Consider the following 13,914-nt stretch of genomic DNA (forward strand, 5'->3'; position numbering starts at 1 on the left):
TTAAGCCTTTTTCAATATATTTACAAAGTTAAGACCAACAAGGCAGGATATTTAACCGAAGTGACGGGTATATTCTTTCTCAATCAGTCGATTATTTGTATGTCCTCACTATGTAATCAATGGGGATCAATGAAGGAATTCATTTTGACTTCCTCAACCAAACTGACCAAACTGCATGAAAATAGGAGTTCTCAAAGAAAGAAAGGCATTTGAAAACAGAGTGGCACTCACTCCAGCTGTCGTTAAAGACCTTATCAAGAAGGGTTTTGAAGTAATGATAGAAACTGGTGCCGGCACACTATCTTCCTTTTCTGATGAAGAATACATACAATCCGGTGCCAATATTGCCACTTCTGCTGCATTGGCCGCAGACAATCAGGTCGTTCTCAAGGTCAACGCTTTCACTGAAGAGGAAGTATTGCACATAAAACCGGGAACCATCCTCATCTCCTTTATGTATGCCTATACCACCCCGCAATTCCTCGTAAAACTCAACGAAAAGCGCATTTCTTCCTTTTCTATGGACGCCGTACCAAGGATTTCAAGAGCACAGAAAATGGATGCACTTAGTTCTCAAGCCAATCTGGCCGGCTATAAAGCGGTGATGTTGGGGGCAAATTATCTCAACAAAATTTTCCCGCTTTTGATGACAGCTGCCGGAACGATCACTCCTGCCAAAGTCCTGATATTCGGAGCAGGAGTAGCCGGATTGCAAGCTATTGCGACTGCAAAAAGATTAGGAGCTGTAGTCGAAGTCACCGATGTTCGTCCGGAAACGAAAGAACAAGTAGAATCCCTTGGAGGCAGATTTCTAACTGTGGAAGGCGCTGAAGAGGTGAAGGTAGAAGGTGGTTACGCTAAGGAAGTGAGTGCCGAATTCCTCCAAAAGCAAAAAGAACTTATCAACACAAAAATAAAAGATGCCCAGATCGTCATTACGACAGCCCTTGTCATCGGCAAGAAGGCTCCCCTGCTTGTCACAGAAGAAATGGTAAAGTCCATGAGACCCGGATCCGTCATCGTCGATATGGCGGTGGAGTCAGGTGGCAACTGTGCACTTTCAGTTATAAATGAAGTAGTGACAAGACATGGCGTCATCATCGTGGGATTTTCCAATCTTCCTTCGCTACTTTCCGCTAATGCCAGCCAACTATTCGCGACGAACATCAGTACCCTATTACTGCATCTGGCCGATAAAGAAGGATTCAAATGGGATATGGAAGAAGGGGTGACCAAAGGTTCGCTTATTACACATGAAGGCACCACGGTTCATGAATTTACAAATTCCATTATTTCAAAATCATAGATTACAAAATAACTGCCATGCATACTATTACTCCTGAATCATTGATAATGCTCCTTTTTGTGCTCGTCCTGGCGAGTTATCTTGGTTTTGAGCTCATCAATAAAGTGCCTCCAACGCTGCACACACCACTAATGTCCGGCTCCAATGCCATATCCGGCATCACCATCGTGGGAGGGATTCTCACCTGCAATGAAATGGGTTATTTTACTGTGAGTAAATGGCTGGGTATGATTGGACTCGTCCTAGCTACCATCAATGTAGTAGGTGGATATATGGTTACTGACAGAATGTTGAAAATGTTTAAAAAGAAGAAGTAATGAATATATTAATACAGTTGGCATATTTGTTGGCTTCCATTCTTTTCATCGTTGGAATAAAAATGCTTGGCAAGACGAAGGATGCACGCCGGGGCAATCTATATTCAGCACTTGCTATGTTTGTGGCCATACTGGCTACGCTGGCACAGGTAGAAATGATCAGCCTCGTGGATATATTTATTTGTATCCTGATCGGATCAGCCATTGGAGCTTTCATAGCCAACCGCGTTGAGATGACACAGATGCCTGAAATGGTCGCCCTCTTCAATGGTTTTGGTGGTCTTGCTTCTTTGTCAGTGGTTTTCGCAGACTATTGGCTCAATACTCAGATCTATTCGTATTCACTAGACTCCATTACCGGCACGAGTGTAGCATTGGGGATATTTATAGGAGGCATCACGTTTACAGGATCGATGATCGCCTTTTTAAAACTTAATGGAAGGATTTCAGGCAATGCAATCACTTTTTCAGGACAACATTTACTCAATCTTGTACTTTTTCTTGCAACCATAGTTTTTGCTGTGGTCGGAATGTTAGATCAGGCGGAACCAATGTATCTATACATCCTCATTGGACTCTCTCTTTTGTTAGGTATTTTGACGGTAATCCCTATCGGTGGAGCTGATATGCCCGTGGTCATTTCCTTGCTTAATTCTTATTCGGGAATGGCGGCGTGTATGACAGGGTTTGTACTGAACAATAATGTATTGATCATATCTGGAGCTCTGGTGGGCGCCTCCGGTATCATCCTCACGAAGATCATGTGTAAGGCTATGAACAGATCATTGGTGAATGTGTTATTAGGTGGTTTTGGACAGACAGCTGTGGTCAAGGGTGGAGAGGAAGAGCAGATCGTCGTTCGCGAAGTCGGTGTCGAGGAAGCAGCAATGTTATTCGATTCTGCCTCTTCAGTGATTATTGTTCCGGGTTATGGAATGGCTGTAGCTCAGGCTCAGCATATCATGAATGAGCTGAGTGAACAATGTGAAAAGCGCAATATAGACTTTAGATTTGCCATCCATCCGGTGGCGGGAAGGATGCCCGGGCATATGAATGTATTGCTTGCTGAGGCCAATATCTCTTATGATAAAATGGTCGAAATGGATCAGATCAATGACGACTTTGCCAATACGGATCTGGTACTTGTCGTAGGTGCCAATGATGTGGTGAATCCGGCCGCGAGGACTAATCCTAACAGCCCGATCTATGGCATGCCCATCCTCAATGCTGACAAGGCAAGGACGGTCATCGTCTGTAAGCGTTCCATGGGTAAGGGTTATGCAGGAATTGAGAACGAACTGTTCGGCTATCCCAATTGTCTCATGCTCTTCGGTGATGCCAAGCAAACGATTACCAAGGTCGTGGCGGAGCTGAAGGAGATCTGAAAAATATCTTAGCGCCGGAATTTTCAGGAAATTCACTAAATTACCTCCCATTCTAACCTCTTAACCTCTTAACCTTCTCACTTTCTCACTTTCTCACTTTCTAACCTCCTCACACACAATGAAACTAATAAGATACGGCGCAGCAAGACACGAAAAACCAGGAATCATTCACAATGACCGTTGGCTCGATGTCTCTGAATACTTTGAGGATTATAACGAGGCATTCTTCGAAAATGACGGATTAACTAAACTGGAATCGCTAATAGCTGGCAAGTCCCATGACTTAAAAGAGATTTCTCAGGATACTCGCCTGGGAACACCTGTCGCCAGACCTTCCAAAATCGTTTGCATAGGACTTAATTTTAAAGACCATGCGAATGAAACTGGTTCGGCAGTTCCGACTGAACCCATTCTTTTTTTCAAGTCAACTACAGCGCTTTGCGGACCCAATGACAATCTCATCATTCCGCGTAATAGCCTTAAAACAGACTGGGAAGTAGAACTCACCATTATAATCGGCAAAAAAGCTACTTATGTCTCAGAAGAAAGTGCGCTAGATCATGTAGCAGGGTATTGTCTAATGAATGATTATAGTGAACGCGCATTTCAAAAAGAGCGAGGAGGCCAGTTCTGCAAAGGAAAAAGCTGTGATACCTTCGCACCACTTGGGCCATTTCTAGCTACTAAAGACGAAATCTCCAATGTCGGGAACCTCTCAATGCAATTGAGTGTCAATGACGTTTTGATGCAAGATGGAAATACATCTGACATGATTTTCGATGTGCCATATCTCGTCTCTTACATCAGTCAATTTATGACCTTACTTCCCGGTGATATTATCAGCACAGGCACTCCTGCCGGCGTCGGTGCCGGTATCAAGCCGTCGCCTGTTTTTCTAAAAGCAGGAGATGTAGTGGAGATGAGCATTGAAGGGTTAGGAAATAGTCGTCAAGAGGTGATTGGTTGGGAATAAAAGCATTCGACAAATTATTTCACTTATAATGCCTTGCTTCCAAAATCGAAAAATTAACTTAATGTGGTAAAAGGAAAAATTGAAATGAAAAATTCAATTGAGGAGATTTGCTCCTTTTGAGGACAATGTCATTTACTTCTCTAAAATATTAATATGTAATCCGCAGATAATTTAAATAGGTGGTGCTTTATTTGTTTTTTAACCATTGTATTGTGACGCCAATCAACACCGCTGCTGTCCCCATCCCAATGTCATTAAGTTAAGACCATATGTTCATTCAAAATATCTCGGTGCGCTGCACCATGGAGCAACCTTGATACGAATTCTATAAATATCGTGGTGCGCTGCACCTGGAAGAAAAGCAAAGGTGCAGCGCACAGGGATATTTATGGAAATAAATTTGATAGCCTATAAGGTGCAGCGCACCGAAATATTGTCTATAATAGATTATGTATTTCAATTACTTAACTTAACGTGAATAATGGTTAAGCAACATTCAAATATACCTCTTTAGAGAGTTCGGTTGTGCTTAATTTAATGCTAGGTTTTTTAGGAAAGAAATGATATGCACATAGAGCAGAAATCGCATTGTTCAAAAATCCTTGCAGAGCTCTATGTCTGGTGTGCTGTATGTTACATTGGTTTTTCAATTCGTCATTGACACATTCTATTAGTGCTCGTTTTCTCAGCAGCACCTTATCGTTATCAGATAAGTTCATAGACTTCATGTTTTTACGTCTTTTAAAGATCAAGTCTACACCATCATTCCATAGGAATTGGGCTAGTTTGTCAGATATATATCCTCTGTCGCCGAAGAGTTTTCCGAAAACTTCTTTTACCATTACGGAGAGAATGTCTTGATTCCTGTCATCTACATTTGCCTTGGACAGGTAGAAGTTCAACAACTCACCTTTGTCATTAATGATCAGGTGAAGTTTAAACCCAAAAAACCAGCCCATTGTGCTTTTAGATTTAGTCGCAAAACCTTTGAAAACCTTGTTCTGCTTTTCTCTTTTTATGTGACAAACATTTAAGGTTGTTGAGTCAATAAAGCTAATTCCGGTGCATGCTCCCAAACATCTGTTTTTCAAAAACATCAACAATGGAACAAAAAGTCGGTTTTGTGTCTGATTAAATCGCTCATATGTAACCAATCCAGGAAACAGATCTCTCCAATGAACTAAAACCAATTCATTATAGTATCTTTTAAAATTGGTATAAGAACTCAAATGAAAGCAAATGTAAATCGTCATCTTTTCTGATAGACACAATGATGATTTTCTATTTCTGAATTTCTTATTTCCAGTTGAAATAGCCCTTTTGCACTCAATTTCATCAAATCCTTTGCAAAAATCGTCAACAGTAATGAAAATTTCTATAACTTTGTGCTTATCCATAGGAGAATTATTTGATTTATATTGTTGTTTGTCAGACACTAATATATTAAATATTCTCCTATTTTTATAATATTTAGCCTTTTTTCTTATCCATTATTCACGTTAACTTAATGACATTGATCGCCACCCCCGCCTATTCAAGCGGGCAAGCATCTGCCTGCTAGGGTTTATACACAAATAAATTTTATAGAAATACGATTTGATTGTAAATAATAGATTTAATAGGTTATTAGTTTATTAAATGCTAAATGAATTTTGCCCGCACCCGAACGTAGGTTAACCTACGTCGTTGTGTCACCAAAGTTTACTTTAAAATATACAAAAAAGATGTGTATAAACCCTAGCTCTGCCAGAGGGGAAGTTCTCATACTTATTTGTTCTTTATTTATTTTTACTGATAATTAACATTATATATCAATTAAATAGAAGTGAATAACCCTGCTTCTTTGGGGGTAAGGGGATTCTATATTTATTCACACTGCAATCAGGTCATTAATAGCGCTTTAAATCCTACTATTTAAGAGATCAATTTGAATTTATCCTAGTATGTCGGTCTATGCTTTTACGAATGTTCATAGCCACGCTCAATCTATCCAACTATATAAAAATCTGTTCTCGTAGTGATAAATATTCATCCCATTCAAAAACATGATAAATATCATATAATAATTACGGATATAAATGTCTTTAATTATAAACAACTACTTATCTTTGCGTAAAATATTATATAACATGAATTATAAGCATTTTTCAATTTCAAAGATCACTGAGTTTCTCTTCGTTGCTTTGGTCGTTGTTTTATTTCCTGCAATCCACTTGCATGGCCAGGATACAATGCCAAAGCTTAACACCTTTTCTCTATCGGGGCAGTTTCATGTCAGAGGTGAGTTTCGCGACGGCGCCTTCAGACCCTTGGAGTCTGGAGAGAAACCGGCAGGTCTCATTAGCGATCGGATAAGATTTACGTTGGATTACAGCTATAACAATAAGCTTGAGTTAAAAATAACTCCTCAGAGTGTTGGAGTATGGGGACAATCACCATTGGTACAAGGGGCAGAAAATAGTGGTAGTCAATTTTCGCTTTTCGAAACGTGGGTTAAGCTTTCTCTTAATTCAAATTGGAATACACAGATCGGTCGTCAAGTGATTTCATTGGATGACGAACGGATGTTCGGTGCATTAGACTGGGCACAAGGAGGAAGGGCGCATGACGCCATCGCATTTAATTTTGCAAAAAATAAATACGAATTCAGGGCATTTGCGTCTTATAACCAGAATTATAAAGCATTATATGGCAATAATTTGAGCAACCCGGCTGGAAACTTATACAGCACTCAGGATGCAACACCTTATAAATGGATGCAAACGATTTGGACAAAATTGCCAATAAATGAACATAATAAAGTCACTCTTCTTGTGAGTAATCTTGGATTCCAAAATGCAGCTTCAAAATCAGACAGTACGAAAACCTATTTCCAACAAACGATGGGAGCCAATTACTTTTATAATAATTCAAAAGTTAACGCAAACATATCTGCTTATTACCAGGTGAATGACAATTCAATAGTGACTGCTACCAGTGCATATTTACTTGCAGGTTATATCGGCTATACTGTCAACAATCAATGGTATTTAGGTCTAGGTGCAGACTATGTAAGTGGTAACAAAATAGGTCAGACTCAGACTAAAAATCAATCTTTTAATCCATACTTTGGCACCAATCACAAATTCTATGGAGCTATGGATTATTATTTTGCAGGGAATGGACATCGAGGAGCAGGACTTTCTGATAATTATCTTAAGATAGCTTATAAGATGAAGCCGGAACTTGGATTCTCACTTGCAATACATCAATTTTTCTCCCCTAATACGATAGTTAATAATACTACTGAATATAATACTAATCTTGGTCAGGAGTTCGATTTGGGATTCTCCTATAAAATCAATAAGTTTGCGAGTATGACTGGAGGATATTCTGCCTATGCAACTACTCCTTCTATTAATTATTTAAAAAATACACCTAATGGAAATGACTTGCAACATTGGGCATGGTTAAGCTTAAACATAACACCCACTTTTTTTGAAACGAAATATTAATTTTATAATTGCTAAAAATGAATTTTAACATGAAAAACTATTTAATGTATTGCCTGGTAGTCTGTCTTACGACATTCTTCTCTTGCAAAAGCGATCCCGGCTCTATGGGCAGCGGTAAATCTGCCATTGATATGGTAGCAGAAGGTACACCAGAAAATGCAGAAATTACTGGCGCACCTAATGTACCGGCACCAATCGGTGACAGGGGTCCAAAAAAATTGATCGTGAGTCTGGAATGCACAGAGATCGAAGGACCTCTTGCAGATAGTGCGACTTATAAGTTCTGGACATTCAACAATATTGTACCAGGTAGCTTTATCCGTGTACGTGAAGGCGATGACATCGAATTGCGTCTTAAAAATGCATCCAACAGTGTAATGCCACACAACATAGACTTACATGCAGTCAATGGACCTGGTGGTGGAGCTGAAGGTAGCTTTGCTGCACCTGGTAAAGAGGCAATTTTCTCTTTCAAAGCACTTAATCCCGGCCTTTATGTATATCACTGCGCTGCACCGCCAGTGCCAATGCACATCGCAAACGGTATGTATGGTCTAATATTGGTAGAACCTGCAGGTGGTTTGAAAAAAGTAGACCACGAATACTACATCATGCAAGGTGAATTTTATACTAAAAACAAAACAGGAACTCCTGGCTTGCAAGAATTCGACAATGATAAAGGTAACACAGAGATTCCTGACTACGTGTTGTTCAATGGTAGAAAAGGATCTATGTTAGGAGCTAATATGCTTGAAGCAAAAGTCGGTGAAACAATCCGTTTATTTGTTGGTAATGGTGGACCAAACTTGGTTTCTTCTTTCCACGTGATCGGTGAAATATTCGACAATGTATATCAGGAAGGTGGCTCTGCTGTAACTCACAATGTACAAACTACACTTATACCTGCCGGTGGTTCAGCTATCGTAGAATTTAAAGTAGACGTACCTGGTGAATACAACATCGTAGATCACTCTATTTTCCGTGCATTTAATAAAGGTGCGATCGGTAAAATAAAAGTAACCGGAGAAGAAAACCCTAAGGTTTACAAACACGGTTCATTATAATATCAACTAAATAATATCATGACATTCAGGCTTTTCTTGTTCTTTTCTCTGCTAATATCATTTTATTCTTGTCAGAAGGAAGTGCAGGAAAAGCCTGTAATCATGGAAATGAAAACAGATACCCTCCATACCATTACAGACGATACAAAGATGGTATTGATCACCGGCGGCTCATTCAAACCATTTTTCGGTTCGGATACTTCTATCGTCAAAGTCGAAACTTTTATGATGGATGAACACCCCGTTACCAATCGTGAATTTCTCACTTTTGTCAAGGCCAATCCTCAATGGAGAAAATCGATGGTCAAAAGATTGTTTGCTGACGAATCCTACCTGATCAATTGGGTTTCTGACACCATCCTACCTTTGAATATTAATCCTGATGCTCCTGTCTGCAGTGTATCGTGGTTTGCCGCAAAAGCTTATTCTGAAAGTGTAAACAAACGTTTGCCTACTTTGGATGAATGGGAATATACCGCCAGAGCTGATGAAAAATTAGCCGATGCCCGAAAAGTAAAAGACTATTCAGATCGAATTATCAAACTTTATATGATCAAGGATCGCCAATTCAATCCTGTAAAACAGCATAATCCTAACTATTGGGGAGTCTATGATATGTTTGATCTAATATGGGAATGGACAGATGATTTTAATTCAGTATTATCTACCGGGGATTCTCGGGAGTCATCATATGACAATAAGGGGCTCTTTTGTGCCGGATCAGCGACAAGTGCTACCGACCTTATGAATTATGCAGCATTCATGCGCTTCGGTTTCAGAACCAGCCTTAAAGCTAATTACACGGTGAGCAATTTAGGGTTCCGCTGTGCTAAAGACATCATAAAAACAATCCAATGAAAAAGATATTTTTGCTTTTAACTTCTTGCTTAGTTCTTCTTACATCATGTAAAGAAGATAAAAAAGATGAAACTCCACTACCTTCAGATTCTATTTTCAACCTGCAAACTAGCTGGCAAAATCAGGATAATGAAACAATCAAACTTAACGACCTAAAAGGGAAGACGCTGGTAGTAGTGATGATTTATACCAGTTGCAAAGTGGCATGTCCAATTTTAGTTTCCAATATGAAAAAAATTGAACAGAAAATCAATCCATCCGACTTGTCAAAAGTCTCTTTGGTACTAGTTTCTATTGATCCCAAAACCGATACTCCTGAAAAATTAACTTCCTTTGCAAAGGACAACAATATGGAAGGTGATCAATGGATATTTTTGCGTGGGGATGAAAAAAGCACTCAGGAATTTGCCAATGTATTATCCATGAAATATAAAAAGATCTCCCCACTTGACTTTTCACATTCCAACATAATCACCATCTTTAGTCCTGATGGTAGAATGCAAAGCCAGGAAGAAGGGCTTGATGTCAAAACTGATGATATAGCTGCAAAAGTCGGTGAAGTTGTGAAATATGGCAAACTCTAAATATTAGAATTCTTTCTAACTAACGCTTGTTCGTATTCATTTAATTCACTATCTGTTTCAGGCAATACTCCCGGGACTTCCGTAGTTTTACCATCTTTATTTAATGCTACAAAAGTAAAATAAGCGTCACTGACGTCATATTGGTTGCCGGATAGATAATTACGTGCAGCAGCAGTAACTTTTATTTCCATCGAGGTCCTAAAAGCTCTGGTAATGCTGGCTTTAATCGTGATTACATCACCGATTTTGGCAGGTTTACGAAATGCAACTTTATTGATCATGGCGGTAACACAGACCTGCTCAGTGTGGACTTGGGCACAAACTGCAGCCGCGACATCCATCCATTCCACTAGCCGTCCACCCATCAATATTCCAACTGGATTGGTATCATTTGGGCATACAATTTCAGTTTTAATAGTTTCTGAATAGGACGGAGTTCTAGGTTTAATTTCTGTCATTTGAATTTATTTGTTTTTGTAATGTATATATAAATTGCGTATTGTGTGATGGAACTTGAATATTTATAAATAACTCATATTTATAAGTTGCTTAATTTATAAGTTATCAACGATATAAATATTTTTGAAATTTATCCTTCTAGATTCATTTGCTGGACACAATCATCGGAGTATCATTCTAATTTCTAACTTCTAATTTTAACCTAAAAGATATTAATAGTTTTATTGAAATTTATTTGCTGCGAAACTTGAGTAAATAATATTCTAGGAAAACTTATGTAAATCTAATAAATAAAGATATATTTGTCCTTTAATATTTGTTTGGATCCGAAAATGTTAGTTAGGAATCCTGATAATGCTTGTTTTTTCTTTTTTTATCAGGATTAGTAAATAAGTGTTTAGTGCGACATCGTGGCAACCCTTCTAAAAAGGGTTGTCTACGATAAACTTTATATGAAAAATTCATAAGCCCGTAACTGGTCATCCAACAGATTTCTTTTTATCTGCATTTGAAATTATACTAATTCTATGTTCAATAAAAGTACAGAATATGCTTTGCGAGCAGTCATTTATATTGCTAAAGAATCGACCATAGAACATAAGGTAGGGTTGGATACTATTGCTCAGGCTATCAATTCACCCCGCTCTTATACTTCAAAAATAATGCAACAGCTCACCACGGGAGATGGGCATATTGTTTCTTCTCTCAGGGGTCCGGGAGGTGGATTTTATTTAACAGAACGGGACAAAAAGAGAGCAATTATAGATATCCTTAGAACTATGGGTGAAGATCAAATGCTGGATAGATGCGTTCTTGGCCTGCATGTATGCTCAGATATTAATCCATGCGCTATGCACCGTGATTATAAAGTAATTAAGAAACAATTAATCCAGTTATTTCAAACTAAGACAATAAATGATTTAGCTGGAGGTGATTTACAGCTGAGTTTTTTAAAATAGAAATGAATGAGGGTGCCACGAATGCACGAATAGATTTGAATTAATTTCTCTATTTAATAAGATGCTTTATACTCAATGGAAAAGAATATTCAACCCCATCCGGGGTTGGTAGAGTAGTTCATTTACACCCCGGGTTTTACCCGGAGCTATTGTTGTTCAACCCCTATCGGGGTTTATGAGACACCTAATATATGGATTAAGTTGGCAAAAATGGTTGACCATTCGTGTATTCGTGGCATTTTAATTTCAATTCGTAGAATTAAAATCTAGAAGAAGGATGCCACGAATGCACGAATAGACGTATTTTATTTATTTATCGAATATTACGCTTACTATCCAGGTAAAAAAATCATTACTGCAATAAAGACTTATATCAAGGGTTAATCCTGAAAGCAAAATATATTAAATTAGAGCTAGATTGCTTACCTGATGCAAAAAGGAGATGCGGATAGAGGGATTGGGTGAGCGTCGTCAGGAGGAGGTGAGAGGGAATTAACAAGTGAATAGTTATCCATGTAGCCTATTTAAGGGCATCCATCCAATACCTCCACACTATAACCATCGCCATTGTATCCAATTCGCAGTATTGCAGTAATATTTTTCTAAGTTGGGCTTTCCGGTCGAGATCAAGTGGATCGGTTCCGAACATATACTCATGATAAAAACGCATTGCTCCTGTGCCATCCTGGACGACTTCTTCATTTTCAAGAGCATTGTAAATGGGTTCTAGATTGTCATATGGATTAGAATTCGGGCCTGATTCTGAAACGTATTTGCTAAACCAAGGATTTGAATGCAGATATTCATTGTTATTCCAGATGGCAGGCAATACTTTTTTGATGGAAGTTTTACCTTTCATGTCAGGGTGGAAATAATATTTTAAAGTGAGATCATTTAAGTCAACAAACCTGCCCTCCCTTTTTGTGTCTTTATCCTTCGTGATTCTAAGTAACCAATTCTCCAAAATATCATCTACATAATTGTATAATTTCATTTGGGTTAAAACATCTTTAAGTATTGTATTTTCAAAAGAACTCCACATTAAAGGGGTGCCCGCTTCACCAATCTGATTCATCAGAGTAGTTGCAAAACGAAAATTTGGGTAATCATATTCATCATTTAAAAATTCTGAATGAACAGGATCCCCTCCAGGTTTTTCTATTGTATGGCAACTCCATTGAAAAGCTACCTTTTCATAAGCTCTCATTCCTTTGTGGTGTGGAACTGCACCAGAGTATGTTTCAAAATCAATAAAGTGCAAAGGATATTCAAGACACTCTAATGCGGATTTCAACCCGGGATGAATGTATTCTGCGTTTTCTTTTGTCTGGTTAAATTGCAATAATTGTCGCTCACCCCTTGGCCCATATTTACCATCAGCTGTTCTAAACCGTTCAACGTCAAAGTCCCAGAATGAAATTGTGCGATTGGCAATTAATTCATCAAGATAAGATCCTGCTTTGCTTTTCAAGCTTCCTCCGTGATATAAATCAAAAATATTTGGTGAGGTATCAGTCAGGTCTTGCCAACAATCCCTAAATCCATTCTTTTCTTGTTCGCTACCAAGATTGAATTCACATTCTTTACAACTCTTATTAATAGAAAAATGGACCGGCTGAATTCCATTTGTTAAAATGTCATGAAATCTTGAAGCTCTATCTTTGATTAAATCTATTTTCTCAACAACCTCTTTATCCACATTTAACAAAGTTAGAAGGTGATTTTCTTTAAGTTGATTAATATATAAATGCCTATCTTCATAATTTTCATATTTAAATTCAATTACTGGCCTTTGTATATTGCCCCCATTCCTTGCTGGTAATTCATCAATTTCAAATTGCTCTTCGATCATCTCTGTCGACGAAAACCAACCTGCCAACCCTTCAATCGTTGTTCTTTTAGCCTTATCAGGAAGCAAAAGAAAGGAGTGAATTTCATATTCAGGATATAATTCTTTTACAACTAAAGTTTGATAAGTTACATCTTCTATATTTTCCTTTTGTTTCTTTATTGCTTTAGCTTTGTCTTCCTCATCGTCATGAGATTTTGATTTCACCTCTATTATGTTCAATACATTTCCAACTTTTTCAAGTATGTCTGCACGAACGACTTTCCCATCTGATATAAATGTAGCTTCGAATAATATTATATTTTCGTTTTCTTCAAGAAGCTGCTTGGTTTTTTCATGTCCCTTTTCCAAAGATTCAGTATTAATTTCTATCGCATCAGGGTACATGAGCTGAGCATATTTGGAAACAATATGACCACCTTTTGCCAGCATTTCCATGTACTCATTCTCATCATTTTTGGTTTTGTATGAGGCTTTTTTGTATATTAATTTTTTTGGACACGTTGAAGCGATTTTAAAATCAGACTTGGATAACATAGATTTTTATTAGAAATTATTGTGAGAACTAAAAATTGATTTTTTCAAAATAACCAAGCAATATAGTTGAATATATTTAATATTTCAAGAAAGTACATAAAATACCTACATTAATACAGACATAGCATA

At 38.0% G+C, this 13,914-nt stretch carries 12 protein-coding genes; 9 read left to right on the forward strand and 3 right to left on the reverse strand.

Annotated elements, in window-relative coordinates:
* Positions 1-175: 175 nt before the first annotated feature.
* The 4 genes from IPI15_RS06865 (at position 176) to IPI15_RS06880 (ending at position 3,981) form a co-directional block, all read left to right on the forward strand.
* On the forward strand, positions 176-1,306 hold the full coding sequence (locus IPI15_RS06865; protein WP_287419679.1) for a Re/Si-specific NAD(P)(+) transhydrogenase subunit alpha: 1,131 nt from the start codon (positions 176-178) through the stop codon (positions 1,304-1,306).
* 17 nt (positions 1,307-1,323) lie between these two features.
* Positions 1,324-1,623: an NAD(P) transhydrogenase subunit alpha part 2 gene (locus IPI15_RS06870; protein ID WP_287400225.1), complete on the forward strand. Its 300-nt coding sequence runs from the start codon at positions 1,324-1,326 to the stop codon at positions 1,621-1,623.
* Complete coding sequence (locus IPI15_RS06875) at positions 1,623-3,008, forward strand: NAD(P)(+) transhydrogenase (Re/Si-specific) subunit beta (protein ID WP_287400226.1); 1,386 nt, start codon at positions 1,623-1,625, stop codon at positions 3,006-3,008. Before IPI15_RS06870 ends, IPI15_RS06875 begins: the two co-directional genes overlap by 1 nt.
* Before the next feature lie 118 nt (positions 3,009-3,126).
* On the forward strand, positions 3,127-3,981 hold the full coding sequence (locus tag IPI15_RS06880; RefSeq protein ID WP_287400227.1) for a fumarylacetoacetate hydrolase family protein: 855 nt from the start codon (positions 3,127-3,129) through the stop codon (positions 3,979-3,981).
* Between the two features lie 485 nt (positions 3,982-4,466).
* On the opposite strand, the gene IPI15_RS06885 is transcribed toward IPI15_RS06880, so the two are convergent.
* The gene (locus tag IPI15_RS06885; RefSeq protein ID WP_287419681.1) at positions 4,467-5,378 is read right to left on the reverse strand and encodes an IS982 family transposase; all 912 of its coding nucleotides are present in this window, start codon (positions 5,376-5,378) and stop codon (positions 4,467-4,469) included.
* A gap of 732 nt (positions 5,379-6,110) precedes the next feature.
* On the opposite strand from IPI15_RS06885, the gene IPI15_RS06890 reads away from it, so the two are divergent.
* From IPI15_RS06890 to IPI15_RS06905, 4 genes are read left to right on the forward strand one after another with little or no spacing between them, the layout of a single operon-like run.
* Positions 6,111-7,475 (forward strand): alginate export family protein, encoded by a 1,365-nt coding sequence (locus IPI15_RS06890; RefSeq protein WP_287419683.1) that lies wholly within the window; start codon positions 6,111-6,113, stop codon positions 7,473-7,475.
* Between the two features lie 29 nt (positions 7,476-7,504).
* Positions 7,505-8,539, forward strand: a complete 1,035-nt coding sequence (nirK, locus tag IPI15_RS06895) for a copper-containing nitrite reductase (protein ID WP_287400230.1) — start codon at positions 7,505-7,507, stop codon at positions 8,537-8,539.
* A gap of 18 nt (positions 8,540-8,557) precedes the next feature.
* Positions 8,558-9,397 (forward strand): formylglycine-generating enzyme family protein, encoded by an 840-nt coding sequence (locus tag IPI15_RS06900; RefSeq protein ID WP_287400232.1) that lies wholly within the window; start codon positions 8,558-8,560, stop codon positions 9,395-9,397.
* Entirely contained in the window at positions 9,394-9,981 is a 588-nt protein-coding gene (locus IPI15_RS06905; protein WP_287400233.1) for an SCO family protein, read from the forward strand. The genes IPI15_RS06900 and IPI15_RS06905 overlap by 4 nt, the downstream gene beginning before the upstream one ends.
* Here the strand turns inward: IPI15_RS06905 and IPI15_RS06910 are convergent.
* Positions 9,978-10,439, reverse strand: a complete 462-nt coding sequence (locus tag IPI15_RS06910) for an acyl-CoA thioesterase (protein ID WP_287400234.1) — start codon at positions 10,437-10,439, stop codon at positions 9,978-9,980. The genes IPI15_RS06905 and IPI15_RS06910 overlap by 4 nt on opposite strands.
* Positions 10,440-10,967: 528 nt before the next feature.
* Here IPI15_RS06910 and IPI15_RS06915 point away from each other — a divergent pair.
* Positions 10,968-11,399, forward strand: coding sequence for an RrF2 family transcriptional regulator (locus IPI15_RS06915; RefSeq protein WP_287419686.1), 432 nt, complete (start codon positions 10,968-10,970; stop codon positions 11,397-11,399).
* A gap of 520 nt (positions 11,400-11,919) precedes the next feature.
* Here IPI15_RS06915 and IPI15_RS06920 read toward each other — a convergent pair.
* Positions 11,920-13,785: a DUF2779 domain-containing protein gene (locus IPI15_RS06920; RefSeq protein WP_287400236.1), complete on the reverse strand. Its 1,866-nt coding sequence runs from the start codon at positions 13,783-13,785 to the stop codon at positions 11,920-11,922.
* Positions 13,786-13,914 lie beyond the last annotated feature (129 nt).

The organism is Candidatus Brachybacter algidus (assembly GCF_016707225.1).
GTDB classification, from domain to species: Bacteria; Bacteroidota; Bacteroidia; order Chitinophagales; family Saprospiraceae; genus Parvibacillus; species Parvibacillus algidus.

Bases quoted from the DNA above. Each gene is read 5' to 3' on its own strand.
- IPI15_RS06865 (WP_287419679.1), top strand. From the start codon at position 176: ATGAAAATAGGAGTTCTCAAAGAAAGAAAGGCATTTGAAAACAGAGTG.
- IPI15_RS06870 (WP_287400225.1), top strand. From the start codon at position 1,324: ATGCATACTATTACTCCTGAATCATTGATAATGCTCCTTTTTGTGCTC.
- IPI15_RS06875 (WP_287400226.1), top strand. From the start codon at position 1,623: ATGAATATATTAATACAGTTGGCATATTTGTTGGCTTCCATTCTTTTC.
- IPI15_RS06880 (WP_287400227.1), top strand. From the start codon at position 3,127: ATGAAACTAATAAGATACGGCGCAGCAAGACACGAAAAACCAGGAATC.
- IPI15_RS06885 (WP_287419681.1), bottom strand. From the start codon at position 5,378: ATGGATAAGCACAAAGTTATAGAAATTTTCATTACTGTTGACGATTTT.
- IPI15_RS06890 (WP_287419683.1), top strand. From the start codon at position 6,111: ATGAATTATAAGCATTTTTCAATTTCAAAGATCACTGAGTTTCTCTTC.
- nirK (WP_287400230.1), top strand. From the start codon at position 7,505: ATGAAAAACTATTTAATGTATTGCCTGGTAGTCTGTCTTACGACATTC.
- IPI15_RS06900 (WP_287400232.1), top strand. From the start codon at position 8,558: ATGACATTCAGGCTTTTCTTGTTCTTTTCTCTGCTAATATCATTTTAT.
- IPI15_RS06905 (WP_287400233.1), top strand. From the start codon at position 9,394: ATGAAAAAGATATTTTTGCTTTTAACTTCTTGCTTAGTTCTTCTTACA.
- IPI15_RS06910 (WP_287400234.1), bottom strand. From the start codon at position 10,439: ATGACAGAAATTAAACCTAGAACTCCGTCCTATTCAGAAACTATTAAA.
- IPI15_RS06915 (WP_287419686.1), top strand. From the start codon at position 10,968: ATGTTCAATAAAAGTACAGAATATGCTTTGCGAGCAGTCATTTATATT.
- IPI15_RS06920 (WP_287400236.1), bottom strand. From the start codon at position 13,785: ATGTTATCCAAGTCTGATTTTAAAATCGCTTCAACGTGTCCAAAAAAA.